This is a genomic window from Pseudomonas sp. HY2-MNA-CIBAN-0224 (genome assembly GCF_040310285.1).
In the GTDB taxonomy this organism is placed as follows: Bacteria; Pseudomonadota; Gammaproteobacteria; order Pseudomonadales; family Pseudomonadaceae; genus Aquipseudomonas; species Aquipseudomonas helleri.
Genome location: NZ_JBEOPQ010000018.1, coordinates 51201 through 77653, shown reverse-complemented (window position 1 = coordinate 77653; position 26453 = coordinate 51201). Strand labels below are relative to the sequence as shown.

The 26453-nt window shown below is 57.0% G+C and carries 23 protein-coding genes; 10 read left to right on the top strand and 13 right to left on the bottom strand.

What is annotated here, in order from left to right:
• Window positions 1-163 precede the first annotated feature (163 nt).
• Window positions 164-373, bottom strand: a complete 210-nt coding sequence (locus tag AAEZ03_RS11295; RefSeq protein WP_002554837.1) for a cold-shock protein — start codon at window positions 371-373, stop codon at window positions 164-166.
• Window positions 374-727: 354 nt separating this feature from the next.
• Here AAEZ03_RS11295 and dcd point away from each other — a divergent pair, with 354 nt between their 5' ends.
• Together dcd and AAEZ03_RS11285 are read left to right on the top strand one after the other, a co-directional pair.
• Complete coding sequence (gene dcd, locus AAEZ03_RS11290; protein WP_019411020.1) at window positions 728-1294, top strand: dCTP deaminase; 567 nt, start codon at window positions 728-730, stop codon at window positions 1292-1294.
• A 92-nt stretch (window positions 1295-1386) separates the two neighbouring features.
• Entirely contained in the window at window positions 1387-1587 is a 201-nt protein-coding gene (locus AAEZ03_RS11285; protein WP_048369432.1) for a hypothetical protein, read from the top strand.
• Window positions 1588-1634: 47 nt separating this feature from the next.
• Here AAEZ03_RS11285 and AAEZ03_RS11280 read toward each other — a convergent pair whose 3' ends face one another.
• The 11 genes from AAEZ03_RS11280 to AAEZ03_RS11230 form a co-directional block, all read right to left on the bottom strand.
• Window positions 1635-2399: an ABC transporter ATP-binding protein gene (locus AAEZ03_RS11280; protein WP_123751907.1), complete on the bottom strand. Its 765-nt coding sequence runs from the start codon at window positions 2397-2399 to the stop codon at window positions 1635-1637.
• A gap of 7 nt (window positions 2400-2406) precedes the next feature.
• Window positions 2407-3528: a succinylglutamate desuccinylase/aspartoacylase family protein gene (locus tag AAEZ03_RS11275; protein WP_350578534.1), complete on the bottom strand. Its 1122-nt coding sequence runs from the start codon at window positions 3526-3528 to the stop codon at window positions 2407-2409.
• Window positions 3529-3537: 9 nt separating this feature from the next.
• Complete coding sequence (locus AAEZ03_RS11270) at window positions 3538-4248, bottom strand: ABC transporter permease (protein WP_048369435.1); 711 nt, start codon at window positions 4246-4248, stop codon at window positions 3538-3540.
• Complete coding sequence (locus AAEZ03_RS11265) at window positions 4245-4973, bottom strand: ABC transporter permease (protein ID WP_123751964.1); 729 nt, start codon at window positions 4971-4973, stop codon at window positions 4245-4247. Before AAEZ03_RS11265 ends, AAEZ03_RS11270 begins: the two co-directional genes overlap by 4 nt.
• Before the next feature lie 57 nt (window positions 4974-5030).
• Window positions 5031-5813, bottom strand: coding sequence for a transporter substrate-binding domain-containing protein (locus tag AAEZ03_RS11260; RefSeq protein WP_350578532.1), 783 nt, complete (start codon window positions 5811-5813; stop codon window positions 5031-5033).
• A 275-nt stretch (window positions 5814-6088) separates the two neighbouring features.
• Window positions 6089-8551, bottom strand: coding sequence for a penicillin acylase family protein (locus AAEZ03_RS11255; protein ID WP_350578530.1), 2463 nt, complete (start codon window positions 8549-8551; stop codon window positions 6089-6091).
• Between the two features lie 175 nt (window positions 8552-8726).
• Complete coding sequence (locus AAEZ03_RS11250; RefSeq protein ID WP_278938309.1) at window positions 8727-9365, bottom strand: glutathione binding-like protein; 639 nt, start codon at window positions 9363-9365, stop codon at window positions 8727-8729.
• 163 nt (window positions 9366-9528) lie between these two features.
• Window positions 9529-9729 carry an SEC-C metal-binding domain-containing protein gene (locus AAEZ03_RS11245; protein WP_123751913.1) on the bottom strand — a complete coding sequence of 67 codons (201 nt, stop codon included), beginning with the start codon at window positions 9727-9729 and terminating at the stop codon, window positions 9529-9531.
• Between the two features lie 7 nt (window positions 9730-9736).
• Window positions 9737-10222 (bottom strand): LEA/WHy family protein, encoded by a 486-nt coding sequence (locus AAEZ03_RS11240; protein WP_350578526.1) that lies wholly within the window; start codon window positions 10220-10222, stop codon window positions 9737-9739.
• Between the two features lie 14 nt (window positions 10223-10236).
• Window positions 10237-10713: a YchJ family protein gene (locus tag AAEZ03_RS11235; protein WP_350578524.1), complete on the bottom strand. Its 477-nt coding sequence runs from the start codon at window positions 10711-10713 to the stop codon at window positions 10237-10239.
• A gap of 4 nt (window positions 10714-10717) precedes the next feature.
• Window positions 10718-11218 (bottom strand): DUF6231 family protein, encoded by a 501-nt coding sequence (locus tag AAEZ03_RS11230; protein ID WP_350578522.1) that lies wholly within the window; start codon window positions 11216-11218, stop codon window positions 10718-10720.
• A gap of 169 nt (window positions 11219-11387) precedes the next feature.
• On the opposite strand from AAEZ03_RS11230, the gene AAEZ03_RS11225 reads away from it, so the two are divergent.
• The 3 genes from AAEZ03_RS11225 (at window position 11388) to AAEZ03_RS11215 (ending at window position 17283) form a co-directional block, all read left to right on the top strand.
• Window positions 11388-16121, top strand: coding sequence for a dermonecrotic toxin domain-containing protein (locus AAEZ03_RS11225; protein ID WP_350578519.1), 4734 nt, complete (start codon window positions 11388-11390; stop codon window positions 16119-16121).
• 132 nt (window positions 16122-16253) lie between these two features.
• On the top strand, window positions 16254-16532 hold the full coding sequence (locus tag AAEZ03_RS11220) for a DUF1145 domain-containing protein (protein WP_278938305.1): 279 nt from the start codon (window positions 16254-16256) through the stop codon (window positions 16530-16532).
• Window positions 16525-17283: a collagen-like protein gene (locus AAEZ03_RS11215; RefSeq protein ID WP_350578516.1), complete on the top strand. Its 759-nt coding sequence runs from the start codon at window positions 16525-16527 to the stop codon at window positions 17281-17283. Before AAEZ03_RS11220 ends, AAEZ03_RS11215 begins: the two co-directional genes overlap by 8 nt.
• Before the next feature lie 83 nt (window positions 17284-17366).
• Here the strand turns inward: AAEZ03_RS11215 and AAEZ03_RS11210 are convergent, their stop codons facing one another.
• Window positions 17367-17831, bottom strand: a complete 465-nt coding sequence (locus AAEZ03_RS11210; protein WP_048369445.1) for a CopD family protein — start codon at window positions 17829-17831, stop codon at window positions 17367-17369.
• Between the two features lie 98 nt (window positions 17832-17929).
• Here AAEZ03_RS11210 and dinG point away from each other — a divergent pair, with 98 nt between their 5' ends.
• From dinG to AAEZ03_RS11185, 5 genes are all read left to right on the top strand, one after another.
• Window positions 17930-20074, top strand: coding sequence for an ATP-dependent DNA helicase DinG (dinG, locus tag AAEZ03_RS11205; RefSeq protein WP_350578513.1), 2145 nt, complete (start codon window positions 17930-17932; stop codon window positions 20072-20074).
• A gap of 97 nt (window positions 20075-20171) precedes the next feature.
• Window positions 20172-22523 (top strand): beta-galactosidase, encoded by a 2352-nt coding sequence (locus AAEZ03_RS11200; protein ID WP_350578511.1) that lies wholly within the window; start codon window positions 20172-20174, stop codon window positions 22521-22523.
• 106 nt (window positions 22524-22629) lie between these two features.
• On the top strand, window positions 22630-23775 hold the full coding sequence (locus AAEZ03_RS11195) for a serine hydrolase domain-containing protein (RefSeq protein ID WP_350578509.1): 1146 nt from the start codon (window positions 22630-22632) through the stop codon (window positions 23773-23775).
• Between the two features lie 253 nt (window positions 23776-24028).
• Window positions 24029-25174 carry a serine hydrolase domain-containing protein gene (locus tag AAEZ03_RS11190; RefSeq protein WP_350578506.1) on the top strand — a complete coding sequence of 382 codons (1146 nt, stop codon included), beginning with the start codon at window positions 24029-24031 and terminating at the stop codon, window positions 25172-25174.
• A 109-nt stretch (window positions 25175-25283) separates the two neighbouring features.
• Window positions 25284-26435, top strand: coding sequence for an OmpA family protein (locus AAEZ03_RS11185; protein ID WP_048386513.1), 1152 nt, complete (start codon window positions 25284-25286; stop codon window positions 26433-26435).
• Window positions 26436-26453 lie beyond the last annotated feature (18 nt).

Genomic DNA, 26453 nt, shown 5'->3' with positions numbered 1-26453 from the left:
TCGTTTTAGAAAACACCGCCCTCTTGTAGGAGAGAGCTTGCCTCGCGATCTTTTTAAAAGACCAAAAGATCGCGAGGCAAGCTCGCTCCTACAAGGTCTTTAAACGACAGGCATAAAAAAACCCCGCTTTTAAGGGCGGGGTTTTTTACTGAATCAGTACAAGTTAGATAACTTGAACTTCCTCAGCTTGCATGCCTTTCTGACCGCGAGTAGCGATGAAAGAAACCTGTTGGCCTTCTTTCAGGCTCTTGAAGCCGTCGGATTGGATTGCTTTGAAGTGAACAAACAGGTCGTCACCGGATTGTGGAGTGATGAAGCCGAAGCCTTTTTCATCGTTGAACCACTTAACGGTACCAGTTTGGCGATTAGACATGGTGTAACTCCTTGAACAAAGATAACTGCGACGCAGGAAGAGCCCTGGCCGAGACTGAGTGCAAAGAGCAGGAAAAATTCTTGGAGATGGTTGGATCGAAATTCAACATATCGTGTAGAGATTCTCAGTGACACAAGCAGCACAGTGGCGCCACCTTACCCCTTTTTCCGGAACGTGCAAAGGGTCTTTGCGAAGGTTTCTCGAAAAACGTGACTGATGGTTGCCCGTACAGCCTGTATTCAGTGCGCCTACAGCTATTTTCAAGAATTTCCCCCCAGCCTTTGAACCGAAACCCCGGCCCCGGTAAGATGCCGAACAGAATTTTTCCACCTCGCTATTCAGGACACCCCCGCCATGAGCATCAAATCAGACAAGTGGATTCGCCGCATGGCGCAAGAGCACGGCATGATCGAACCTTTCGTTGAGCGTCAGGTGCGCGGCGAAGGGGCTGATCGTCTGATTTCTTACGGCGTGTCGAGCTACGGTTATGACGTGCGCTGTGCCAATGAATTCAAGGTGTTCACCAACATCAATTCGGCCACCGTTGATCCGAAAAACTTCGATGAAGGCAGCTTTGTCGATGTCACCAGCGATGTGTGCATCATCCCGCCCAACTCCTTCGCCCTGGCGCGCACCGTTGAATACTTCCGTATTCCACGCAATGTGCTGACCATTTGCCTGGGTAAAAGCACCTACGCACGTTGTGGCATCATCGTTAACGTGACGCCGCTTGAGCCAGAGTGGGAAGGCCACGTAACGCTGGAGTTCTCGAACACCACCACGCTGCCTGCCAAAATCTACGCAAACGAAGGTGTGGCGCAGATGCTGTTCTTCGAATCCGATGAAGAATGTGAAGTGTCGTACAAGGATCGTGGCGGCAAGTACCAAGGCCAGCGTGGTGTGACTTTGCCACGTACCTGACGAACAGCAGGAATTTCTGAGCGAAAAAGCACTCTATTGACTGTATTCCGGTTTCGCACCTCAGCGAACCGGACATCGCTCAGGAGTGCCCCATGAAGATCGATCCGAGTATCCGCGCCAAACTGGCAAACCTTGAGCCCAATCAGGTTGGATTATTGGCCTGGTCGCTACTCGCGTATCCCCAGTTGCATGCAGGTGGCATTCCCGGCCAGCCTGACCCAGACACCCCGCAACCCACCGAACCTGGCGTGCCCACACTGCCGGATGAAGCTCCGCCTGCCCCAGTCGCGTGATCAACCGTCTGTAGCTGCTGCATTGTCAGCAGCTACATGAACAGGCGCTACTTCAAGTTGCCGCTCAAAAACTGGCGCAAGCGCTCGCTTTGAGGGTTGTCCAGTACGTCACTTGGCGGACCTTGTTCCTCAATCAATCCCTGGTGAAGGAACACCACTTGACTCGCCACTTTGCGGGCGAAGTTCATTTCGTGGGTGACCATGATCATGGTCCGGCCCTCTTCGGCCAGCCCCTGAATCACCCTCAAGACTTCACCCACCAACTCCGGGTCCAGTGCCGAGGTTGGCTCATCGAACAGCATCACTTCGGGTTCCATCGCCAATGCCCTGGCAATGGCAACACGCTGCTGCTGGCCGCCCGAGAGAAAGGCCGGGTACTGATCGGCCACTCTGGAAGGCAAGCCGACTTTGTCCAGATAACGTCTTGCGCGCTCTTCGGCGTCTTTTTTACTGACCCCCAGCACCCGATGCGGTGCCAGGGTAATGTTCTCCAGCACGGTCATGTGGCTCCACAGGTTGAAGTGCTGAAACACCATGGCCAGGCGGGTACGCAGGCGTTGCAACTCAGCATCGTCAGCAACCCGCATGCCGTTTTTGTCGCTGATCATGCGAATCAACTTTCCATCAAGGCTGATGGCGCCATCGTTGGGTGTTTCGAGAAAGTTGATGCAGCGCAAAAAGGTGCTCTTGCCCGAGCCGCTAGCGCCAATCAGGCAAATGACGTCCCCGGTTTTCGCCTTGAGCGACACACCCTTGAGCACTTCGTTGTCGCCATAACGTTTGTGCAAGCCGTCGACGCTGAGTTTGTACATGCACACCTCAAGCAGAGAGTAGGTAGCCGCTGCGATAGGCTTCACGCCCCGCGACATGGGCTATCACCATGCCCGCGGTGGCCATGCGCCTTACCGAGCGGGCGTAAACCAGGCCTTCGCGGGTGGTGTAAACCGGGGTGAGCCGGTCGCTGACAGGGTCGATGACGTCCGCCACCAATTGACCGGCGCTCAGGTAATCGCCGGGTTTGACGTGAAACACCAGCACGCCACCCGCCGTTGAGGTGACGGGCTCGACACCGGCCAGCGGGGTGGCGGGGTACAGCAACTCAGGCAAACGGCTGGCTTGGCCTTCAATCGCGCCGAGCGTGATCAGGTAATCAATCAGCGCCTGGCAATCCTGCTCGGCGAGGGCGTGGCTGACGTCACCTTGGCCGCGCAACTCCACGGTCACAGAGAAACTGCCCTGTGGAATCTCAAAGCTGCCCTCAAACCGCTGTTGCAACGTCCACCACAGCAGGGTGAAGCACTCATCAAACGACAGGCCGCCCGAGTCCGTTGCCAGCAGGCTGGCTTGGGCTGCGAGGTAGCGCGCCAACGGCTCAACCTGCGACCAGGCCTCAGGGGTGGTGTACAGGTGAGGCACGGCTTCAAAGTCGCAGTGCAGGTCCAGTACCACATCCGCATCGCACGCCAGGGTTTGCAAGGTCAGACGCTGGGATTGCAGCTGGGTTGCCGGCACCTGTGCGGCCAGCGCCTTGCGCAGGTGCTGGCGGATGATCTGCCGGTTTTGCTCAGGGTCGCGGGTCAACAGCCCTTCGATTTCATCACCGATCTGCTGGCTCAAGTCCAGAAAATTGCGGTTGAAGTTCTGCCCGCTTTCCAGCTCATAACGCCCCAGCGGGATGTCCATGACCACTTGTTCCAGCCCGATCGGGTTGGCCACGGGCACCACCACAATTTCGCTGCGCAGGCGGCCGGCGCTTTCCAGCTCTGCCAAGTGTTTTTTCAGATGCCAGGCCACCAGCATGCCGGGCAGTTCATCGGCATGCAGTGAGGCTTGAATGTAGATCTTGCCCTGTGGCTTGGCCGGGCCGTAGTGGAAGCTGTGAATCTGCCTCTCGGTGCCTGGAACGGGGGCCAGCAAAGGATGGGTTTGATGTTGCGCCATGGTTGAGTCCTAGTGAGCAGGGCCGAGGAAAGCCAACCAGCGGCGTTCCGCCAGTCGAAACAAACCGACCAAAATAAAGGTCACGCACAAATAGATGATGGCGGCGATGCCGAACGACTGGAAGGTCAAGAAGGTCGCTGAGTTAGCGTCCCTTGCGACTTTCAACACGTCAGGGATCGTTGCAGTAAAAGCCACGGTGGTCGAATGCAGCATCAGGATCACCTCATTGCTGTAAAACGGCAACGAGCGGCGTAAGGCCGAGGGCATGATGACGTAGGCATAAAGCTTCCAGCCACTGAGGCCGTAGGCTTTGGCCGCTTCAATTTCGCCGTGGGCCATGCTGCGAATGGCGCCGGCGAAAATCTCCGTGGTGTAGGCGCAGGTGTTGAGGGCGAAGGCCAGCACCGTGCAGTTCATGGCATCACGGAAGAACTCATTGAGCAACGGTTGGGCGCGAACGGCAGCGATGCTGTAGATCCCGGTGTAGCAAATCAGCAACTGTATATACAGCGGTGTCCCGCGAAACACATAGGTGTAGAACTGCACGGGCCAACGGATCCAGCGTCTGGATGAAACCCTGGCGATAGACAGCGGGATAGACAGTACAAAGCCGATGATCAGTGCGGCGCTCAACAGCCACAGCGTCATTGCCAGCCCGGTGATTTGACTACCGTCGCTGTACAGAAACGGCCGCCAGTACTCCTGCAACAACTCGATCATCGTACGGCCTCCCGGCAGCCCAGGGCATAACGGCGTTCCAGCCGCCGCAAAACCACATTCGAGGCGCTGGTGATTGCCAGATAGATGAGTGCAGCAATCACCAAAAAGTAAAACAGCTCATAGGTGCTTTTACCCGCATCCTGGGCCGCCTTGACCAGATCGGCCAAGCCAATGATCGACACCAGGGCTGTGGCCTTGAGCATCACCATCCAGTTATTGCCAATGCCTGGCAGGGCGAAACGCATCATTTGCGGAAAGACCACAAAGCGAAAGCGTTGCCAGCGTTTCAGGCCGTAGGCGGTGGCGGCTTCGACCTGGCCACGGGGCACCGAGAGAATCGCGCCCCGAAAGGTCTCGGTGAAATACGCGCCATAGATAAACCCCAGCGTGATCACGCCTGCGCTGAACGGGTTGATCTCGATGTAATCCCAATCCATGGCATCTGTCAGGCTGGTCAGCCAGGTTTGCAGGCTATAAAAAATCAGCAGCATCAGTACCAGGTCAGGTACGCCGCGAATCAGGGTGGTGTAGAGCTGGGCCGGCAGGCGCAACAGCCTCAGGCTGGAGAGTTTGGCGCTGGCGCCAAGCAGGCCGAGCAACACGCTCACGGCCAGCGACAGGACCGATAACTTGATGGTCATCCAGGTGCCTTCCAGCAGCAGGGGGCCGAACCCCTGCAAGCTGAGGGCAGACAGTCCAAGGTTCTGTACGAGATTTTCAAACATGACAGTCGAGCCCAAGGCGTTGAAAAAGGCACCCACGCGCGCATGGGTGCTAGCGCGTTATTTGCCGCTGTAGAGATTCAAGTCGCCGAAGTGTTTTTGCTGGATTTTGGCGTAGGTGCCATCGTCGTGTAACGCTTTGATACCTTTGTTCAGCAGGGTTTGTAGCGCTTGGTTACCTTTCTTGATACCCACCGCAGTTTTAGACGGCAGCAGAGGGTCGTCAATGGCTGCGCTGATTTCGTAACCGGCACCTTGCGGCGATTTCAGAAAGCCCAGTTCGGCTTGAAGCATGTCTTGCACCGAGGCATCGAGACGGCCGGAAATCAGGTCGGCATAGACTTGGTCCTGGTTGGCATAGGCCTGAGTTTTGACCCCGGCTTTATCCAGCACCGCTTTGGCGTAGGCTTCCTGGATAGTGCCTTGTTCGTAGCCCACGGTTTTGCCTTTGAGCGAGGCGGTATCAGCGCTTAACCCGGAGCCTTTTTTGTACACCAGCGATGTCGGGCCGGAGAACAGCTCGTTAGAGAAGTCGATGACTTTTTCGCGGGCCGGGGTCACGGTCATTGACGAGATGACACCGTCGAATTTGTTGGCTTTAAGCCCGGGCACCATGCCGTCGAAGTCGGATTCGACCCATTTGCACTTCACTTTCAGCTCGGCGCAAATGGCGTTGCCCAAGTCGATATCAAAACCCACCAGGCTGCCGTCGGCGGCCTTGGACTCAAAGGGTGCATAAGACGGGTCAACGCCGAAGCGCAGCTCTTTGTAGTCTTTGGCCAGAACAGAACCCGCAGCCATGCATAAAGTCAGTGCAGAAAGGGCCAGAAATGCTTTTTTCATTATTCAATCCCTAATAACCGGTTGCTGGAGCGTAACGACGTCATAGACGAAGCAATAACCGAACCACATGGGGTTGAGGGTGTGTTTAAAGCCGAGAAGGGAGTAAAAAGCGGCGGCTGTGCGCTACAAAAGAGCGCTGAAAAAGGCGTGATCCAAAACAGTGCGCAGGCACTAAGATCTGATTGGCTTCTAGGGTAGGAACTGCCGCAGGCTGTGATCTTTACCGATCAAAAGATCGCAGCCTGCGCCAGCTTCTACAAAGCCCTAAGCCCGGCTTACTTGCTGGGTACCAAGGTGAGGCGGGTGTTGCCGTACACGCTGTCAAAGTTCTGCGGCTGCATCGGGAAGCGCATGTACTGCCCCTTGAGCCATGGATCAATGCCGTCAGCGTAATGCGGGCTGGCCGGATTGCTGGATTGCCCGGTGCTGTTCTGGCCCATCATCGGCTCGCTTTGGCCGAAGTCGACGATCATGCGCATGGCCGGAATCACGGTGGTTGCAAAGCTGTCGCTGCCAATGCGGTAGGCCGCCGTGTTCAGGGTGGTGTGATCGCCGCCCGCAGCAATGGGCCCGCGCACGGTTTGGCCGTTGCTGTTGCGCCACAGGTAATGGTGCAGTTTGCCCCACTGCCATGCGCGGTGGTCGCTGCCCATCAGGCTGTCGCCCGTGGTAATGGCGGCTGCCAGACTACGGGCCAGAATGGCCGGCTTGTCTTCTTTTTGTGGGGTACGAGTGTCATCCCAGAACGGGCTGTCCTCACGCCCCAGCAAGTGATCGCTGAGGGCCGAGTACGACAAGTTACTGTTGGTAATAAAAGCCTTCCAGGTGGCGCTGGACTCCGGGCCGAGTTTGTCGAGGAAGATTTGCTGGGTGCTCGCCTGCAAGAACAGCTCGTACAGCGCCGCATCAGCCGAGGTCGGGCTGAGCTTGCCGTCAAAGGCCATCAATCGGCTCAGGGCTTCATTGGCCTTGGCCTGATCGGCAGCAGGCAAGGCGGCGATGGCGTGTTTCAGCGGTTGGGCCATGCCCGGGGCGATGAACATGGCCTTGAGTTTGGCGGCAAACAAGGTGGTCTGGTCGTACTGCATGGCGATCATGCTGCGGGCATCCTGTTTGCCGCTGCCTGCCAATTGGGCCAGGCGTTCGTTGCGCTCAGGCGACAACCACGAATTGGACAGTTGCATGCCGTAACCGTAAGCGGCCGTGCGCTGGTTAGCGGTGCCCAGCCAGCCCTGCGCCGGATCTTGGTCGTAAGGGTGGAGCATGGCGTCAGCGTAACCGTCCCAGTCATAACGGCTGTCCCAGCCCGGTGACGGATACAGGCCCACACCATCGCGGCGGTTAGGGTACAGGCCGGTGACCTGCCAACCGATATGGTTGGCATCGGCGTACAGCAGGTTCAGCGCAATCGCGCGGATCTCTCGACTGGCATCTGATGCGCTTTCACTGTTTTGCGCACGCGACAGGTCGAAGAACGCATCCAGGGTTTTGTCGCCCTTGAAGTCCGGGGTTTGCAGGGCCAGCCCCAGGCTGCTGTTCAGCGCCGTGGTCGTGCCAACCACACTGTTCAGCAGTGGGCCGTGGCGTGTTTCGTAAATGACTTCGCGAATCGGGCGCTGACCTTTGACGAAAAAGGTTTCGTTGCGCACCGAGGCGGGTAGCCATTTACCGTCGGCCAGGTAATACAGGCTGTTACCCTGGCGCTTGAGTTTTTCCAGGAACACGTCCTGGTTGTCGCCCATGGCCATGCTCATGCCCCACGCGACCTTGCCGTTGAAGCCGGCCAGCAGTGTTGGCAAGCCCGCAATCGAGGCGCCCGCCGCCTGGTATTTAGGCGCGCGAATCTGCACGTAGCTCCAGGCCGAGGGAACGCCAATGGGCTGGTGAATATCGTTGGCCAGCAGGCTTTTGCCGCTGCGGCTGCGTTGCGGGCCAATGGCCCAGTCGCTGGATGCCGTGACGCCAGGCAGATTGAGGGCGGTTACGCGCTCAAGCGCCTGAGTGACGCCTGTCAAGCCCGGCAACTGGCTGGCCAGATTCAGGCCGTTGAGTTTTTCGGCCTCAGCGGTGGGCAGTTGTTCATTGGGGTAGGTCGGCGTCAGCCACGCGAGGTGGCCGGCGCCGACTTTTTGCGCCAGTACCAGTGTGTTGAGCTCTTCTTGCAGGTTGACCGAGGTCGAGAAGTTCAACAGGCTGAAAATCAGGGCCGAGTCTTCGGGTTTCCAGTACTCCGCTTTGTAGCCCGCCTGTGCGAGGTCGGCAGGGAGCTTGTCGCGGTAGCGGAACAGATACGCGTTGACGCCGCGGGCATAGACCTCAAAGAACTTTTTGAGGCGTGGCGAGGAGCTTTTATACAGCTCGTCAGCGTTTTTTTTCAGGTTAATGCTGCGCATCAAACGGTCGCTGTCCAGCGCATCGGGGCCGTCCAGCTCGGCCAAGCGGCCTTGGGCCAGCAAGCGCAGACGCACCATCTGGCTGATCCGGTCACCGGCGTGGACATAGCCCAAGGTGAACAGCGCATCATGGAAACTGCTGCTTTCGATCAGCGGGATGCCTTGGTTGTTGCGTCGCACTGAGACGTTTTGCGCCAAACCTTTTAGCGGCTGCATACCGGAAGCCGGCAGCAGGCTCTCGCCGGACAGTGAGTTAAGTTGGCAACCGGACAAGCCCAGCAGGCTGACCATCGCCGCGGCAACGCCGAACCGGGGTAAAAAATGAGTGAGGGCTGGCGAGGCCATGGCAAAGCTCCTGCGGGGTAATGTCATCGAAAGGCGCTACGTTAGTGAGGCCGATGACACTGCGCAAGTGCTATCTATGGCGCTGTGCGGGGCTATTGGCGGGGGCGGGTTTGCATCGCGATCTTTTGGTTTTTTAAACGATCGCCAAGCATGCCCGCACCTGCAGATAAGGGGGCTATTTCGGCGGGTTGATCTTGTCTACCAGTGCGTACGCACGTTGGGTCGCCGGGCGAGCTTTGATGCGCTCAAACCACACTTTCAGCGCCGGGAAGTCATCCAGGTTTTGGCCTTGAAGCTCATGTGACACGGTCCACGGGTAAATCGCCATGTCAGCAATGCTGTATTCGTCGCCCGCAACAAACTGACGGCCTTCCAGTTGCTTGTTCAACACACCGTACAGACGAGCGGTTTCGTCGGTGTAGCGCTTGAGCGCATAAGGGATTTTCTCGGCCAGGCGCTTGAAATGATGGTTTTGCCCGGCCATTGGCCCCAGTCCACCCATTTGCCAGAACAGCCATTGCAAGGCGACTTGCCGCCCACGCAGGTGTTTAGGCAAAAACTGACCGGTTTTTTCCGCGAGATACAACAAGATTGCGCCGGATTCGAACAGCGACAGCGGTTCACCGCCATCGGCCGGCTCGTGGTCGACAATGGCCGGAATGCGGTTGTTTGGGGCGATCTTCAGGAAGGAGGGTTCGAACTGCTCGTTTTTACTGATATTGACCGGGTGAATCGTGTACGCCAGGCCCGCTTCTTCAAGAAACAGGGAGATTTTGTGGCCGTTTGGCGTAGTCCAGTAATAAAGATCGATCATGAAGGGCTCCAGAAGGGAAGATTCACACAGCAGTCGCGGATCTCTGCGAACGCCTGTTTTACTCCCAATGGCCCCTTGGTTACAAAAGGTTTACGCAGCCCCTGAAACAAACACGCCGCACGTGCTCAAGGCAGGTGCGGCGCGGGCAGAGCGGTCTGAAGTATCAGGCGCCGTGGCACTTCTTGAACTTTTTGCTGCTGCCACACGGGCAAGCATCGTTACGACCAACGTCTTTCAAGGCGTTGCGCACCGGCTCTTGTGGCGCGTGGCCGCAGTTCGGGCCGTGTACATGGCCGTGATCGTGGTCATGATGGTCATGATCGTGGTTGCAGTCTGGGCCATGAACGTGGGGTTGCTGGGTCATTACTCAATCACTCTGGAATAAAATCGCCGGGCATTATCTCGCCTTTACGCACCACGTGCACGTCGTAACCGAAGAACAGGCCGGTCTGTAACGTACCGTCGAGCCGATAAGGGATCGGCTCGTCGGGCGACTCAAGCAATTTGATCAGCGGGCGTATGTGTTGCCACAGGTTGGTCCGCACCGGCACCACCAGATCTGCATGGCTGTTGGGCTCGACACTGAACCAGCGGCTGTACTCACCCTCAGCCAGTTTTACCGGGCCCAGATAAAGGGTGTAGACCAGCCCGCGCACGGTGAGGGTGGAGTCGTTCGGGTTATCGATTCTGAAATACAGTTTGAAACGCTGCTCCAGCAGTTTGGCCCGGACCAGTTCGACACGCTCCAGCTTTAACTGGGGGTCTTTGTCATCCGCGCCAAACCACGATGCGCAGCCTGAAAGCGCCAGGATCATCACCAGCGCAAGGGTTTTGTTTAAGCGAGCTTTAGAATCCATTCTTTACTCCCGGCTTATTGGCCGAAGAAACCCGCGCAGCATTTTTTGAACTTCTGCCCGCTGGCGCAAGGGCAACCATCATTACGCCCCACCTTGAGTGGCACCGTTGGGTCGATGAAATACCAACGCCCTGCATTCTGCACAAATGACGAGCGTTCCCGATGGCTGTGCTCACCATTGACGTCATGCCAACGCGCGGTAAAGGTCACAAAGGCATGCTCTGGTTGACCACCGAAAACCTCGTTGCTTTCAACGTCCAGCCCCAACCAGGTGCTTTGAGCGCTCCACTGCGCGATGGACGGGCGATCGAGCCCGGCTTGCTGCACAGGCAGCGTGGTCTCGACCAGATAGTCAATCAGCCCCAGCACATAGGCGCTGTAGCGCGAGCGCATCAGGGTTTCGGCGCTAGGGGCCGGGTGCCCGGCGTGATAAGTCCCGCAGCAGGCGCTTAGCACATTGCCGCTGCCGCACGGGCAAATAGATGTACTCATCGGCTTACCACCAGTACTTGCCAAAGTTTTCCGGGTTGGCCCAAAACCTGGCGTTGAGCCAGTCGGGTACTTGTTTGTATTCGCGTAAGTCGTAAGTAAAGAGGGTCAATATCTGTTCGTCACGCTGAAAACGCTCATTGTTTTGTAGGGCTAAAGCGAAAAAGTCCGTTTCTTTCCAGTCACAGGCTGTGAGATCCGCCAGCACGGCGATGCGGCTGGCGTTCAAGTTGCGAATCCCGCCCAGCAACTCCAGGCCTTCGCGCTTGGACAGGTGCTCCAGACAGTCGACTGCCAGGGCCAGGTCGAAACGTTGTGCCGCCACGTCGGCAGGCAGTGCGCCGGGCATTGTCTGGGCAACATGAACATCAGGATGGGCTTGTTTATAGGCCTCCAATGCCGGGAACTGGCTGGCGCCGACCACCAGGACACGTTGTGGCGCGTAACTGTCGAGCATCGCCGCTAACGCTTGCTGAGGTGTTCGTGTGGAAAAAGCAGGGGTCGTCATCTCAAGTCCTCAATCAGAGCGCTCAAGACTAGCCTGCCCGGAGCCTGTGGCCTAGGTCTGTCAGCGTTTGATTACGAGCAGGTGCTAACGGGGTACCACCTTTCATCACCACTTGCAGAGGTAAATATCTGAATGGTCCTGTGACCGCCTAGCCAATAAAGGAATGTCCATGTCGACGCCTACACGCCCCGCTGTCCCCATTCAAACCCTGTCCTCGCCTGTCCAACAGGCGGTCTATGCACATTTTTCCAGCCGTCCACGTATTGAAAACCTGGTTCGCAGCACGTTGCTGACTGCACTTCATGAGCGCTACCCGACGTTGTCGGTTGATCTGGCCAGCACGCGCCTGGCTACCCCTCGGGAGGGCGGGGGGTGGGAGTTGCCTCTGTTGATTGATCGAGTTATCGGCTATCTGGCCAGCGGCGCCGTATTGGAAATCGGCGAAATCATTCACCCTCACACGTATTATTTTTTAGCGGATCATCAAGGCAATCGGCTCAAGCTTGCTGATGGGCATGAAGTCGATATGAAAGTCATCGAGGCGCTCATTAAAGAGTTGCCCTGGCGTCTGCCGATAGAATTTAAAAGCGTGCTGACCGGATATTGGAATGAGCGCGTCGAGGGCGGTGTCAGCCGCTGGCGATGGCTCAGTAACCTTCTCAAAGATACGCTGAGCATGAAGGTCATGCAGTCAACCACGCTGAGCGACCCGGAGCTGGAGACGGTGCGCCAGGTACTCGATTTTGCACAGAGTGAAGAAAGGATCAGCCGTTACGGTGACCATGCCACTCGCGTCTATTACCTGCAATCTACGCTGACTTGCCCGGGTATGACCGAGAGTCTTGTTGCGCCTCATCTTTTGTTGGTGCGTTATCCTCAAGAGCAGGCCTCGCAGCCATTGGTCATGCTGTGCTTGCCAGATGGGGGCATCGAAACATTCAGTTCCGTTGAGTCGGCTACGCAGTCCAGGGCCCGCCTTGCCGAGGCACTTTATGTAGCCGATACCATAACCACAAAACGTTATGAAATTGACGGCGACGCTTTTGATGCACAAGCGGGGTTTATCCTCGGCAAGCATATAAGCAACCTTTCACAGTTGAAGTTGCCCACGACTGTCGGTCTTGAAGCGCTTAAAGCGACCTGTTTGCAGATCACCGATGCCTCAAGGTTTTTTCTCAACACCAAAGCATCCTCCGCGGATGACGTGAGGCACGTGCACTCTAAACTCCCGCAGTGGCTAACAAAGGCTTCCGGCGCCGATCAAGCGCGCTACCGTTCCTGGAGTCTGGCGCTGGCCAGTGCGAAAAAAAGCGCTCAAGGCCTGAGCTATCTGAGCGATATTCCCGATATTCACAGCTTTGTTGTGAACTCGCTCAAGCAACAGCTTTTGCTTGATCAGCAACGTTATGAACAGCCGGTTCAACACGCAGCAGCATTGGCGGCTTGCGAGCCGGACGATGTCGAGCTGACATTCTTGCTGGTGACCGGAACGTTTGCGCCGGGCAGCACCAATGTGTCGGGCTTGACCGAGCGGGTGACAATGACCCTGACAGAGCTGGCCCTTAAAAATCTCTCGGGTAAACCCCAGGGCGAGATGATTAAGGTAGAGCACCGCCAAGGGCTACCTCTGCCAGCATGGTTCACGGCTGCTTATATCACCCAACGTAACGGGCTGATTGAGGCGGTCGATATTGGTAAAAACTACCCTGAAAAACTGAAGGCTTATTTGCTGGATGACCCTGTATTAAGCGCTGATCGTGAAAAGCGCTTTTCTGGGCAGCTCAAGTGGCAATTACCGCTGCAAGCGCTCGAACTGAGCCTCAAGGGGGAGGCCGGGATGACGCCTTTGGGCGCACGTTATGTGGCAGCACTCATGGAGACAGAAGCTTACAACCGTTCAGTTGACGGCCAGACCATCGTGATTCGTGCCTTGGCGTTACTGAGCAGTGCTGAGGCCAAGCCAGATGTGGTGAGCAATATGTTCATCATCGAGCCGTTGAATCTCGACGCAGGGCCGCATGTGTTGTATCGACCTCTGTATGAAAAGTCGTTATTGGCGTTTACCTCTCGTGCCGCACTGATGGAGGCCATTGCGACGCCCTCTGAACTGCAAACCAGTGTTCTGACCTGGCTGACCGATAGCGCCCGAAAGATGTACGACAACGGAGGTTTTAAAGAGCCCCATTTCGTGCGTTTTAATCTTGAAGATGACTTCCCGGTGACAGCGTTTGAGAAGCCTGAACCTGCGACGCTGGCTGTAAATGGTGCTGGTGGTGACCTGGCTCAGCATTTGGGTAATGGCCAACTTTTGCCTTATCTGTATCAAATCAATGCGCTTTCGCTGGTGCATCAGGCTGATCGCGACACCGTGTCCAACCGTGAAAGCCGGTGGCACCTTTTTCTGGAGGGGGCCAATCTGTTTTTCAATATTTTCATGCTGCCCTATCTTCGTGGGCCGGTGATGCTCACAGCCTGGTTCCTCCTGCTGGTAGAAGCACTTGCCCGGGATGTTCCTGCATTGGCGAGCGATAACGCGGTGACCCGTGAGCTGGCCGTTGTCGACTTATTGCAAAATCTGGCGATGGTTTTGCTTCAAGTGGGTGCCATCTCACACCCTCCACTTGTAAGCCCGCAAGCAAGTCCGACACCCCTTTTACGTAGACCCCCTATCCCGCGACGTATTTCCAAGGCGTGGCCGCCGCTGCCTCCTGCCATCGTCAAGGACGGTATCGTGTTTATGCCCGGCGAATGGCAAAAAAAAGCCATTGAAGACCTGGACTTCAGTTTCGCCAGTGCCAACAACCGGCTTACGCCTGATTTGCGCAAAAAACTTGAGACCCTTGCGGTGCCCAAGCCTCAAGCACTGCCATTGCCCAAACGCTCGGATGCCTTGGCTGGCCTCTATTTAACAGAAGGCGGCGGTTATGCCTTGATTGAGGGTGCTTATTACCCTGTGCAAATCGAGGCGGGCGAGGTGAGCATTGTGGGCGGGCCAGCCTTGCAGGCTGATGCGCAGGGGCGCTGGACAGTGGACCTGAAGTTGCGTTTGAGCGGCGGCGCGCCAGGCAAGCAGGTAAAAGCTTTGCGTGAACGCAAGGCCCAGCGTGCGACTGAGCTGGGAGAAGAATTGACTGCCTCAAGGGATAAATATGACAGTGTAAGAACAAAAATTAAGGTTCATGAGAATTTAATAAAACTGTTTGAAGGTGATTCGCGCAGAACAGCGGAAGAAGTATTGGATCAGCGTCAAAAGTACGTAGCAGAACTGATGTCAGGTATTAGTATTACGGAATCACTGTTGGGTACTGTCAAGGAAGTCAAAGCGTTAGGTGTTGATTTTTCTAATCAGTCAATTGTGACGTACATCAGCGAGATGATTAGTTATCTGGATGCTTGTTTGGGGCAGGCCAGTAAGATGCGACCAGTTCTTGATACGAAGTGGCAGGCTTTGGATTTAACATACCAAGGACCTTCTGCTTCCAAAGCCAGTGTGATGTACGCAAGATTGGTTGTGCACAGAGAATATATGAAGGGCACTATTAAACTTGAAAATCAAAGAGTCGAGTGGCTTGAAAAAATAAAAAAATACAGTGACGAAGTAGCTGAGTTTGGAGCGGAGGGAAGAGAAAGGTCAGAGCGTTTACGCGAAAATCTCGCGAAGCAGGAATTAACGCCGTTGTATATCAAACAATTTTTAGTGGCTTCGTTGGGAAGCGTTAGTGTAAAGGTTTTTAATAGTGTTCTTGTGATATCGCTTAACAAAATAGCCTCCCCACTGCGTGAGTTGATACAGACACACGATCAACTCAATAAGCTGGATTTTCCTCCCCGTGAGCGCCTGGATGTGTTGAACAGCCTGGTGGAACAGTATGGCCACGTACTTGATGGCCTTTTAGACTTCCGAGTTGTGCATGCCGAAGAAGTGGAGGCTGAGGATTTTCAAGCGTTTGTTGATATGGTGGCAGGCGTTTATAAAGACGCAGAACAGCAACTGGCCAGTGAGCTAGAACCTCTGAAGAAATTAAGTGAAAAGCCTAAAGGCAGAAGGCAATCTTTATCCACTCGGCCGCAAAAACGTATTTTTAATACTCGCACCAGAGGGCGGTTGATTGGGGATTTGAAACCGCAGCAGGCAGGCGCAACGGGTGAAGAGGTTGAAGTGCGTACTGATCAAGATAATGAACTGCTGTCTACCTATATTAAAAAAGGAGATGAGTGGGATCTTGTCTCTGTCGCCCGTTCTGACGCGCCAATCCCCTCCGGTCGTAAAGTGTCCGATATTAAAGTAGAGGCACAGAAATTTTATGACATGGCTGATATTCATCTCAAGCGTTCAGAGGGGCTTGTTAATAGCGCCAGATATCCTCAAGAGGCCGAGGAAACTTTATTGCATGTAGCTGAACGCTTGAGCCAATGCGCTGCGGAACTGGAAGAGGCCAGCAGGGCAGACACCGAAAGTTGGCGCCAACGGGAGGATCTGGAATTAGTCGGGGGCATGCGAGCCAGGGCCAAGGACATGAGCACCAAGGCGCATGACTTGCGTGTTCGTTTAAGCCTGAAACTTCCCCCGACCCACGGCACCCTTCAATTTTTGCTTGAAAAAAGGCTGGTGAGCATCACGCTGAACCGCAAGCGTTCGAAGCTCAAGCGAGACTTTATTGATGAGTACGCCATCAAGGATGCTGCCGGCAATTTTATCTGGTGTGCGCATTTTCACTATAAAGACGCCACTACGCCCAAAGCGGATTATGCAGTGGCGCACCTCAAGCGCTGGAGCCAGCGAACATCGGATTATTGGTCGCTGAAGGAAAAGGCGAAAAACCAGCATGAAGTGGTTGAGGTGCATCGCGGTCAGATCGGCAAGACCCTTGCTGAACAATGGTTTTTGCCGTTAACCACGTAATGACATGAGCTACGGGTTAAATGCCTCAACTGCGTGGCGTGCGCAGTGAGGTATTTTTGCAGGGACCTCTGGCGCAGCTATCCTGCTAGCCGTTAATGTTCGCTTAAAGAAAAACACAGAAAGGGCTGTTGCATGAAGGTGCTTTGGGGACTGGGGAAGGTGCTGACGTTGTTGTTCTGGGTTGTCGTTGCGATCAACGTTTTCAGACCCCTGAGCAATCCGTTCGACCTGCTGATCAACCTGGCGGGTAGTCTGCTGTTTTTGACCCATTTGCTTGAGCTGCTGCTGTTCAATAGCAGCCTGCAAGGGCGCCCCCACCCTTGGCGTGACCGACTCTACATCCTTTTGGTAGGCATCCTGCACGTTCAAACTCTCCCTAAATCTTCCGGACAGGGCAACAGTCATGCGTAAGTTATGTTTAATGGCAGCCCTTTGCAGTCCGTTTGCCCATGCCGAGGTGGTGCAGGTCGAGGCTAACTCGATGATGCGTCTGCCCGCGAATGTGGCCGTTCTGACACTCGAAAAACTCGATGTGGCGGACTACGGCACTCTGCTGATTCCGGCGGGTGTCAGTCAGGTCAACATCGATCAACTGCATTTGGGGCATGAGTCACGCATTGTCATCGTGCCGGCCGAGCGTGGGATTGAGCTGCGTGTAGCCACTGCCGAGTTGGGTGAAGGCAGCCAGATCAGCACGCGCGGTGCAGCGGGGACGTTTGAAAAACCGGCCAGACCTGCCCGCGATCTGAGCCTGAGAATCGAAGCGTTGCAAGCCGATCAACTGTCCATCGACGCCCGTGGCGGCACTGGCGCTCCGGGTTTTGTCGGGCTTGATGGTGGCAATGGCGCTGAACCGGGTTGCACCTGGGGATCGGCCGGAGCAGGCGCCAATGGCGACGACGGCGGTAATGGGCATCAGGGCGCTGCGGGGGCACAAGTGCGGGTCGAACTGCCCCGGGACTTCCCCGATGAACAGATCAACGTACTGGTCGACGGCGGTGCAGGCGGCAAACCCGGTGCGGCTGGACGGGCAGGTGCGGGTGGCAAATCCAAAGGCTGCATTGTTTACCGTACCGATGGCGGCAAATCGGGTCGCCCGGGCCAAACCGGGCAACCGGGTGAGCCTGGCCCGGCAGGCGCCGTGACCGTCCAGCGGTTGTAAGAAGCGCCCACTCCTCGCGATTTTTTAAACATTAAAAGATCGCGGGGCAAGCTCGCTTCTGCAGTTGGGAGGTAGGGACCCCTTCAAAACATCGGGCGCGCCCCGGCAATCGCCACCAGCGCCAGCCCTATCAGCAAATTACACCCGACCAGACGGCGAATCCGCCCCATCACCGCCGCGCCTGCCGCCCATTCCTGAGCCTCAACGGCCTTGCGCAATTCGGGCAGTTGCAGTGATTGAATGCGGATAAACAGGGCGACCATGACGATGTACACGCCCATCATGATCTGCACATAACGGGGCGCCGTTTCGAACCCGCTAAAGCGCATGTGCAGCAGGCCAACACCGCTTATCGGCAAAATAACCACCGCGACCCACACCCAGCCAAAAAAACGTTGAAACACTTCAACCCACAGTTTTAGCCGGGCAGGGCCCTCAAGGGCCGTCATTGCGGCGGGGCGCAGGATCATCCAGGCGAAAAACATCCCGCCCACCCAGATCAGGGCAGCCAGTAAATGCAGGCTGTAAGTAACAGCGAAGGTGGTCATTGGGGTACTCCGTTCGGCGCAGGATCAATTAGCGGGGTATGATAGCGGCCATTCGAACCACTGAAAATTTATCCAGCGTTTCTTGCGCCCGAAGAACCATGATTAGTACCGAACTCAAATCCCAGATCCAGGGCGCTTATTCGCGTTTTCTCGAAGCCAAGAGCCTCAAGCCGCGCTATGGCCAGCGTCTGATGATTGCTGAAGTCGCCAAAGTGCTGGGCGATATTGATACCGACGAAGAAAACCATCGTACCGGCGACCCGGCGGTGGTTGCCGTTGAAGCGGGCACCGGTACCGGTAAAACCGTGGCTTACAGCATGGCCGCCATTCCGACCGCCAAGGCTGCCGGCAAGCGTCTGGTAATCGCCACGGCGACCGTCGCCCTGCAGGAGCAGATTGTCTACAAAGACCTCCCGGACCTGATGCGCAACAGCGGGCTGAATTTCAGCTTTGCGTTGGCCAAGGGCCGTGGGCGCTACATGTGCCTGTCCAAACTCGACATGCTGCTGCAAGAAGGCCACGCGCAAACCGCGACCGCGCAGCTGTTTGAAGAGGAAGGCTTCAAGATTGAAGTCGACGAAGCCAGCCAAAAACTGTTTACCAGCATGATTGAAAAGCTGGCCGGCAATAAATGGGACGGTGACCGCGACAGCTGGCCCCAGGCGCTGGAAGACCAGGACTGGGCGCGCCTGACAACGGATCACAGCCAGTGCACCAGCCGCCATTGCCCGAACTTCGGTCAGTGCGCCTTTTACAAGGCCCGCGAAGGCATGGGCAAGGTCGATGTGATCGTCACCAACCACGACATGGTGCTGGCTGATCTGGCGTTGGGCGGTGGCGCCGTCTTGCCTGACCCGCGTGACACGCTCTATGTGTTCGACGAAGGTCACCACCTGCCAGACAAGGCCATCGGCCACTTCGCCCACTACACCCGTTTGCGCTCGACCGCTGACTGGCTGGAGCAAACCGGCAAAAACCTCACCAAACTGCTCGCTCAGCATCCGTTGCCGGGCGACTTGGGGCGTTTGCTGGAGCAAGTACCGGAGCTGACCAAAGAGATCAAGGGCCAGCAGCAATTCATGTTCAGCGCCTGTGAGCAAATCGCTGACTTCAAGGTCGGCGAAGAGCCAGAAGGCCGTGAACGCCCGCGCCACCGTTTTGTGGGTGGCGTGATCCCTGATCACCTGCGTGAAATGGGCATTGAACTGAAGAAGGGCTTTTCACGCCTGACCGACGTGTTCACCCGTTTGACCGACCTGCTCAAGGACGGCATGGAAGGCGAGGTCAACATCGGCATCTCCAGCCAGCAGGCCGAGGAATGGTACCCGCTGTTCGGCAGCCTGCTGTCGCGGGCTCAGGGCAACTGGGAACTGTGGACGGCCTTCACCACTGAAGACCCGGAAGACAACCCGCCCATGGCGCGCTGGCTGACCCTGGCTGAAAGTGGTTCGCTGTTCGACATCGAGGTCAACGCCAGCCCGATTCTGGCGGCCGAGATGCTGCGTCGTAACCTGTGGAACGTGGCCTACGGTGCCCTGGTGACCTCGGCGACGTTGACCGCCTTGGGAACGTTTGATCGCTTTCGCATGCGCGCCGGCCTGCCGAAAACCGCAGTCACTGCGATTGTGCCGAGCCCGTTTCACCATGCCGATGCCGGGGTGTTGCGCGTACCGGACCTCAAGGCTGACCCGCGCGATGCGACGGCGCACACGGCGGCGATCATTCGTGATCTGCCGGGGCTGGTAGAAGGTTCGCGCGGCACGTTGGTGCTGTTCTCTTCGCGCAAGCAGATGCAGGACGTTTTCGACGGCCTGGAGCGTGACTGGCGCAAGCAAGTGTTTATCCAGGGCAACTTGTCCAAGCAAGAGACCCTGAATAAACACAAGGCGCGGGTGGATGGCGGCGACTCCAGCGTGTTGTTCGGCCTGGCCAGTTTTGCCGAGGGTGTGGACCTGCCCGGTGCTTATTGCGAGCACGTGGTCATCGCCAAAATCCCCTTCTCGGTGCCCGATGATCCCGTTGAGGCGGCCTTGGCAGAGTGGATCGAAGCCCGTGGCGGTAATCCTTTCATGGAGATTTCAGTGCCCGATGCATCGCTCAAGCTGGTGCAGGCCTGCGGGCGTTTGCTGCGTACCGAACAGGACCGCGGCACCATCACATTGCTCGATCGGCGGCTGGTAACCCAGCGCTATGGCAAGGCGATTTTGAATGCCTTGCCGCCGTTTCGACGCGAAATTTCATAAGTGCAAGCCGGCGTCCATGCCGGCCTTGCTGTCGTCTATGCTGTGAGCTTCAAAGCCTCACAGGCCGTATTTGGCCGTTAGGGAGAACCAGATTCATATGATTCGCCGTTCACTGTCTGCAGCTTTTGCGTTGCTGGTCACGACCCCGCTGTTGGCGGCGCCTGCCGGTCAACAAACCCTGTTCAATTTCGTTCGCCCGGCCGATGTGGTGCAAGTGGCGACCGTGGATGCGAACTTGCCGCAGTACAACGCAGAGCAAACGGCGGAAGGTGAAGTACTGCGTCGTGTGACCTTTAACCCGGCCGCGGCCCCCAGCTTGCGCCTGACCCCGCAAGCCGGTGTGTGGGACTGGTCGCAATCGGGAATGATGACCCTGCGTATCCAAAACGCCATGAACTGGGCCCTCACGCTCGATGTGACCGTGCAAAGCAAGGACGGCAAGACCCTCACCAGCCGTGTTGACCTGCCGGCCGGCCCCGCACAAACCCTGTTGCTGCCGTTGCAGGCCAACTCTCCCCGCAGCCAAGGCATGCGCGCAGGCCCGCCGATGCCGATGACTATCGACGGGCAACGCAGTTTGCTGGCCAGCAGCCAGGGCGAAATTGATCGCAGCCAAGTGGTCTCGGTGACGCTGTCGATTCCGCAGCCCAATGCCGCGCAAAGCATCCTCCTGGAACGCTTCGGTGTGCAGGACGGCGCGGGTGTGATCAAGACCGTTTATGGCTCGATTGTCGATGGCTACGGCCAGTCCACTCGGGCCAAATGGCCAGAGCGTGTGTCCAGCGATGAGCAACTCAAAGCCGCAGCAGCTAAAGAGCAGCAACAGCTCAAGGGCTGGCTGGCGGCGCGCAACGGGCTGGATCAGTACGGCGGGTTGCTCAAAGGCCCGGCGTTTGAAGCGTCGGGTTTTTTCCGTACAGAAAAACGTAATGGACGTTGGTACCTGGTCACCCCAGAAGGTCATCCGTTTTACTCGTTGGGCCTGAACGCGGTGACTGCAGAGGACAGCCAGACCTACGTGACTGGGCGTGAGTGGATGTTTACCGATTTGCCCAAGCCCGGTGCGCCTTTGGCCGGTTATTACGGGACTTCGGATCATGACAGCAACAACGGCTCCTCCCAGGGGCGGGCGTTTGATTCGGGGCGCTGGTACAACTTCTACGCGGCCAACTTGCAGCGCCTCTACGGTGAGCCGTGTGCGGTCGGCAAAACCGGGCCGGGCGCCGAACCCGCAATTCCTTGTGCCCCTGAAGCCTTTGATGCCAAACGTTGGCAGGCTCACACCCTGGATCGCCTGCAAGCCTGGGGTTTTAATACGATCGGTAACTGGAGCGACCCGGCGCTGGGCCTTAACGACCGCGTGCCTTACACCTTGCCGTTGTCGATTGTGGGTGATTACAACAGCATCAGTACCGGCACCGATTGGTGGGGCGGCATGCCCGATCCGTTTGACCCGCGCTTTGCCATGGCCACCGAACGCGCAGTGGCTATTGCCGCCCGTGATCACCGTGATGACCCGTGGCTGATCGGCTACTTTGCCGATAACGAACTGGCCTGGGCTGGCGGCGGTGACGACCCTCAGTCACGTTTTGGTCTGGCGTTGGGCACCTTGCGCATGACCACGGATGCGCCGGCCAAGCGTGCGTTCCTCAAGCAACTGCGCGACAAGTACCGTAACCAGCAAGGCCTGTCCAAAGCCTGGGGTGTTGATATCCCGGCGTGGGAGTTGATGGAAGACCCGGGGTTCAAAGGCCCGCTGCCGAACGCAGAGCATCCGGAAATTGAAGCGGATTACACCTACTTCCAGAAAGTCTTTGCCGATACGTACTTCAAGACCATCTCCGATTCGCTGAAATGGCATGCGCCGAATCACTTGTTGCTGGGCGGGCGCTTTGCGGTGAGTACCCCTGAGGCAGTGGCGTCGTGCGCGCAGTATTGCGACGTGCTGAGCTTCAACTTCTACACCCTGCAACCGCAGGACGGTTATGACTTCGCCAAGCTGCGTGAACTGAACAAGCCGGTGATGATCACCGAGTTCAACTTCGGCTCCCGCGACCGTGGCCCGTTCTGGGGTGGCGTGACTGAAGTGGCCAGTGAAGAAGCGCGTGGCCCGGCGTATGCGAAGTTCATTAAGCAGGCCGTCGCCGAACCGTCGATTGTCGGGGTTCACTGGTTCCAGTACCTGGACCAGCCGGTAACCGGTCGCTTGCTTGACGGTGAAAACGGCCACTTCGGCATGATCGGCATCACCGACCTGCCGTTCACCGGTTTTGTCGACAGCGTGCGCAAGACCAACCTGCAAGCGCTCGACCAGTTGGGCCAGGAGGCGGTTAAAGCCCAAGTTGACGCCGACAAAACCCTCAAGGCTCCGGTGCAAACCCCGCAGGACGCCAACGGCGGCCGCGCTGGTGCGGGCCATGCAGGCGGGCATTCGGGCAAAGGTCACTGATATTTCTGATTAGCGGCGATACATTTTGTCGCACCAGCGGGCTTGGAGCTTCACTTCTTGGCGTCGGCGACTAAGGTTTGCGTTCCAATTGAAGGGAGTCAAACCAATGGATGCAAAAGGATCGTGTGATAGTCGGTTTGCAGCGGTGCAGCAAGCCTTTGAAGAAATCTTTGATGACCCCCAGGAACTTGGCGCAGGGCTGTGCATCCAGGTCGGCGGCGAGACGGTAGTCGATCTCTGGGCGGGCGTGGCGGATTTAGAAAGGACCAAACCCTGGAATCGGGACACCCTGGTCAATACCTACTGCGCGATAAAACCCTTTACTGCGGTTGCCACCTTGATGTTGGTGGAAGAGGGCAAGCTGGCGCTCGACCATCCGATTGCCCATTACTGGCCTGAGTTTGCCCAGGGTGGCAAGGATCAGGTCACCTTGCGCCAAGTGTTGTCACATACCTCCGGGACCCCTGCCTTGCGTCTGCCGAGTCGCACGCCCGAGATGTATGACTGGGATGAGATGGTCAAAAAAACAGCCGCAGAGCCGTTATGGTGGCAGCCCGGTACAGAACTTGGGTACGGCGCCACGACTTACGGGTGGATTCTCGGTGAATTGATCCGTCGGGTTGATGGTCGGGAGCCCTGCCGGTTTATTCGAGAGCGCATTACTCAGCCCAACGGACTGGAAGTACAGCTGGGGGTGGCTGAGCAGGACTTTCACAGAATCGCCCACTTCGGCCGGGCTGAAGGGCGAGAAGGCGACAGCTTTGCGATAGCCTTGCGGCATGTGATGTCTAAACAACCCGAGCACGTGGCGACACTGGCATTTACCAACCCTGCTGTAGGCCCTAAACAAACTACGGATCCTCGCTGGTGGTCTTACCGTCAACCGGGTGTGAACGGTCATGGCACGGCTCACGGTCTGGCCGGTTTTTACAGTGCGCTGCTCGGTGGGCGTCTGATTGGCCCTGAACTGCTCAGCGAGTTCACCCGCGAGCACAGCAACAGCATGGATCGCGTGTTATTGCGCCCGATGCGCTATGGGTTGGGCTGCATGTTGGAGCAGCAAGCTGACCAGGCCGCGTCCAAGTGCATGGGCCCCAATACCTTTGGGCATGTCGGGTTGGGTGGCCCCGTCAGTTTTGCAGACCCGGAACGGGATGTGAGCTTTGGTTTCGTGACCACGACCATCGGCAGCCATGTTTTGCTGGATCCGCGGGTCCGCAAGCTTGCCACGTTGGCCTACGCCGCACTTTAACGTCCTGGGCGGCCTGATAAGTGCTGCAGATTGCGATCTTCAACCCCGCGAAGATCGCAGTCTCTTGGCGCGTTCGACCAGGGCGCTGCCCCGGACTTTTTCACAAAAAATCCATCTCGCGCCTGATACCCTGCGCACCTCGATGAAAATGCCCAAAAATTGTGCGATCTGACCGGCTTGCTCTGTTTCAAAATCCTACGGGTACTGGAACAATGCACGCCTTGTAGAGCCATGCTTGATCCAGGAGGTAGGGGTGCACATTCAAGGGTTTCACGACCTTAAGTTCGAAGCCGTGCGTGAGGCGTTTGCTGATCTGTTTAATGATCCGCAAGAGCGCGGCGCAGCGCTGTGCATCCAGATCGCGGGCGAAACAGTGCTCGACCTGTGGGCCGGCACGGCTGACAAAGACGGCGAGCAGGCCTGGCACACGGACACCATCGTTAATCTGTTTTCGTGCACCAAGACCTTTACCGCAGTGACGGCCTTGCAACTGGTCGAAGAGGGCAAGCTGGCACTGGATGTTCCCGTTGCTCGCTATTGGCCTGAATTTGCTGCGGCTGGCAAAGAGTCCATCACCCTTCGCCAATTGCTGAGCCACCGTGCGGGTTTGCCTGCACTGCGTGAATTACTGCCGGCTGGCGCGTTGTATGAATGGCAAACCATGGTCGATGCGCTGGCTGCAGAGGCACCATGGTGGACTCCGGGCGAAGGGCACGGTTACGCCGCGATTACCTACGGCTGGTTGCTGGGTGAGCTGATTCGTCGTGCAGACGGTCGCAGTCCCGGGCAGTCGATTGTGGCCCGTACAGCCAGGCCATTGGGGCTGGACTTTCATGTCGGGTTGGCAGATGAAGAGTTTTACCGCGTCGCGCACATTGCCCGCACCAAGGGCAACATGGGCGATGAAGCGGCCCAGCGGATGTTGAAAGCGATGATGAATGCCCCGTCTTCCCTGACGACACGGGCATTTACCAATCCGCCGTCTATTATGACCAGCACCAATAAGCCGGAGTGGCGTCGTATGGAACAGCCCGCAGCGAATGGTCATGGTAATGCGCGAAGTTTGGCCGGCTTTTATAGCGGGTTGTTGGAGGGGAGTTTGCTGGAAGCCGAAATGCTTGAGCAACTGACCCGTGAACACAGTCTGGGCGAGGATAAAACCTTGCTCACCCGGACGCGTTTCGGGCTGGGCTGCATGCTGGATCAACCGGGCGTACCCAATGCCACGTTTGGCCTTGGGCCAAAGGCGTTCGGTCACCCTGGAGCAGGTGGTTCAATTGGCTTTGCCGACCCTGAACGCGAGGTTGCATTCGGGTTTGTGACTAATTCACTGGGGCCTTATGTATTGATGGACCCACGCGCGCAAAAGTTGGTGAAAGTATTGGCACAGTGTTTATAACCGGGTTTTTATAAACCGTAGGTCGGAACGCGATAGCTTTTATGTGTTCAATACGTTTTTTTATATGGGCGTAGTGCCTTTTATTTTTAATTCATTGTGTGGATATTCAATGTCATCTAATAAGACTCTCGCTCTGGCTCTTTGCCTGGCTATTACCGGTTGTGCACAAACTCCACAAAATGACGCCGAAGGTGGCCACAAATGGTGGCAGTTCGGGTCGTCTGATCAGGCTTCGACCGCTGGAGACAAAACTGCCAGCGCTTCAGCCAAACCAACGAACACGCCAGCTACGGCGCCAGCAGCCAAAACCGCTGCTGCGGCCCCAGCCCCTGCAGCGGCGCCTGCGCCAGTGGCCGCCGCAGCCAGCACGAGCAAAGACAGCGGTTCTAGCTGGTGGCCTTTTGGTGGTGGCGACACGGCCAAAAAAGACGCCCCGGCTGATAAAGCACCCGTCGTTGCCAAGGTAGCCTCGGCGCCTGCCGCGCCAAGCACGTCGAAAAACTGGTGGTGGCCGTTTGGTGGTGATGACAAAGCCACCAAGGCCGCACCTATTGGCGTGATCCCGATGCCGGATCCGAAAATCACCCAAGCCTGGCTGGACGAGTACGAGCCGCGCCTGCGTGTTGCCATCAAAGACTCTAACTTGCAGTTGGAGCGTCGCGAGAACTTGATCGTGATCGTCGCCGCTGCTGACAGCGCGTTCAAACCTACGCGTCCGGATTTGCTGATGCCGTCGATGCTCGGCCCGTTCACTCGTGTGGCCAAAGTGGTCGAAGGCGACCCTAAAACCGCTGTACTGGTACTCGGTCATGCCGACGCTTCGGGCACCATGGCAGCCAACACCCGCTTGAGCCTGGACCGCGCCAAATCGGTGGCTGCGATCTTCCGCATGAGCGGTCTGCAAGGTAACCGTCTGACCCTGCGTGGCATGGGTTCTGTCATGCCGCGTGCGGCGAACGACAGTAACGAAGGCCGTGCATTGAACCGCCGCGTAGAAATCATGATGACCCCGCAAGCCACCATGTTGGCGCTGGTCAGCAAATACAGCCAACCGGTACTAACCCCTGAAGAGCTGGTTGCCGCTCAACCGGCCGTAGCGCCTTCGACGCTGGCCAAGACAGGTTCTGTGTCGACCACCAAGAAAGCAGCACACGCCAAGAAAGCCGCACCGGCTAAAAAAGCTGCCCCGGCCAAAAAACCGGTAGTGGCCAAAGCCGCAGCGGACAAAAAAGTCGCTGCCAACGATCAGAACAAGAACTGATTGTTTTAGGGAAGGATT

Bases quoted from the DNA above. Each gene is read 5' to 3' on its own strand.
- AAEZ03_RS11195 (WP_350578509.1), top strand. From the start codon at position 22,630: ATGGATGCAAAAGGATCGTGTGATAGTCGGTTTGCAGCGGTGCAGCAA.
- AAEZ03_RS11270 (WP_048369435.1), bottom strand. From the start codon at position 4,248: ATGATCGAGTTGTTGCAGGAGTACTGGCGGCCGTTTCTGTACAGCGAC.
- AAEZ03_RS11295 (WP_002554837.1), bottom strand. From the start codon at position 373: ATGTCTAATCGCCAAACTGGTACCGTTAAGTGGTTCAACGATGAAAAA.
- AAEZ03_RS11250 (WP_278938309.1), bottom strand. From the start codon at position 9,365: ATGATCGATCTTTATTACTGGACTACGCCAAACGGCCACAAAATCTCC.
- AAEZ03_RS11260 (WP_350578532.1), bottom strand. From the start codon at position 5,813: ATGAAAAAAGCATTTCTGGCCCTTTCTGCACTGACTTTATGCATGGCT.
- AAEZ03_RS11200 (WP_350578511.1), top strand. From the start codon at position 20,172: ATGATTCGCCGTTCACTGTCTGCAGCTTTTGCGTTGCTGGTCACGACC.
- AAEZ03_RS11220 (WP_278938305.1), top strand. From the start codon at position 16,254: ATGAAGGTGCTTTGGGGACTGGGGAAGGTGCTGACGTTGTTGTTCTGG.
- dcd (WP_019411020.1), top strand. From the start codon at position 728: ATGAGCATCAAATCAGACAAGTGGATTCGCCGCATGGCGCAAGAGCAC.
- dinG (WP_350578513.1), top strand. From the start codon at position 17,930: ATGATTAGTACCGAACTCAAATCCCAGATCCAGGGCGCTTATTCGCGT.
- AAEZ03_RS11215 (WP_350578516.1), top strand. From the start codon at position 16,525: ATGCGTAAGTTATGTTTAATGGCAGCCCTTTGCAGTCCGTTTGCCCAT.
- AAEZ03_RS11285 (WP_048369432.1), top strand. From the start codon at position 1,387: ATGAAGATCGATCCGAGTATCCGCGCCAAACTGGCAAACCTTGAGCCC.
- AAEZ03_RS11255 (WP_350578530.1), bottom strand. From the start codon at position 8,551: ATGGCCTCGCCAGCCCTCACTCATTTTTTACCCCGGTTCGGCGTTGCC.
- AAEZ03_RS11225 (WP_350578519.1), top strand. From the start codon at position 11,388: ATGTCGACGCCTACACGCCCCGCTGTCCCCATTCAAACCCTGTCCTCG.
- AAEZ03_RS11210 (WP_048369445.1), bottom strand. From the start codon at position 17,831: ATGACCACCTTCGCTGTTACTTACAGCCTGCATTTACTGGCTGCCCTG.
- AAEZ03_RS11185 (WP_048386513.1), top strand. From the start codon at position 25,284: ATGTCATCTAATAAGACTCTCGCTCTGGCTCTTTGCCTGGCTATTACC.
- AAEZ03_RS11265 (WP_123751964.1), bottom strand. From the start codon at position 4,973: ATGTTTGAAAATCTCGTACAGAACCTTGGACTGTCTGCCCTCAGCTTG.
- AAEZ03_RS11280 (WP_123751907.1), bottom strand. From the start codon at position 2,399: ATGTACAAACTCAGCGTCGACGGCTTGCACAAACGTTATGGCGACAAC.
- AAEZ03_RS11275 (WP_350578534.1), bottom strand. From the start codon at position 3,528: ATGGCGCAACATCAAACCCATCCTTTGCTGGCCCCCGTTCCAGGCACC.
- AAEZ03_RS11230 (WP_350578522.1), bottom strand. From the start codon at position 11,218: ATGACGACCCCTGCTTTTTCCACACGAACACCTCAGCAAGCGTTAGCG.
- AAEZ03_RS11240 (WP_350578526.1), bottom strand. From the start codon at position 10,222: ATGGATTCTAAAGCTCGCTTAAACAAAACCCTTGCGCTGGTGATGATC.
- AAEZ03_RS11245 (WP_123751913.1), bottom strand. From the start codon at position 9,729: ATGACCCAGCAACCCCACGTTCATGGCCCAGACTGCAACCACGATCAT.
- AAEZ03_RS11235 (WP_350578524.1), bottom strand. From the start codon at position 10,713: ATGAGTACATCTATTTGCCCGTGCGGCAGCGGCAATGTGCTAAGCGCC.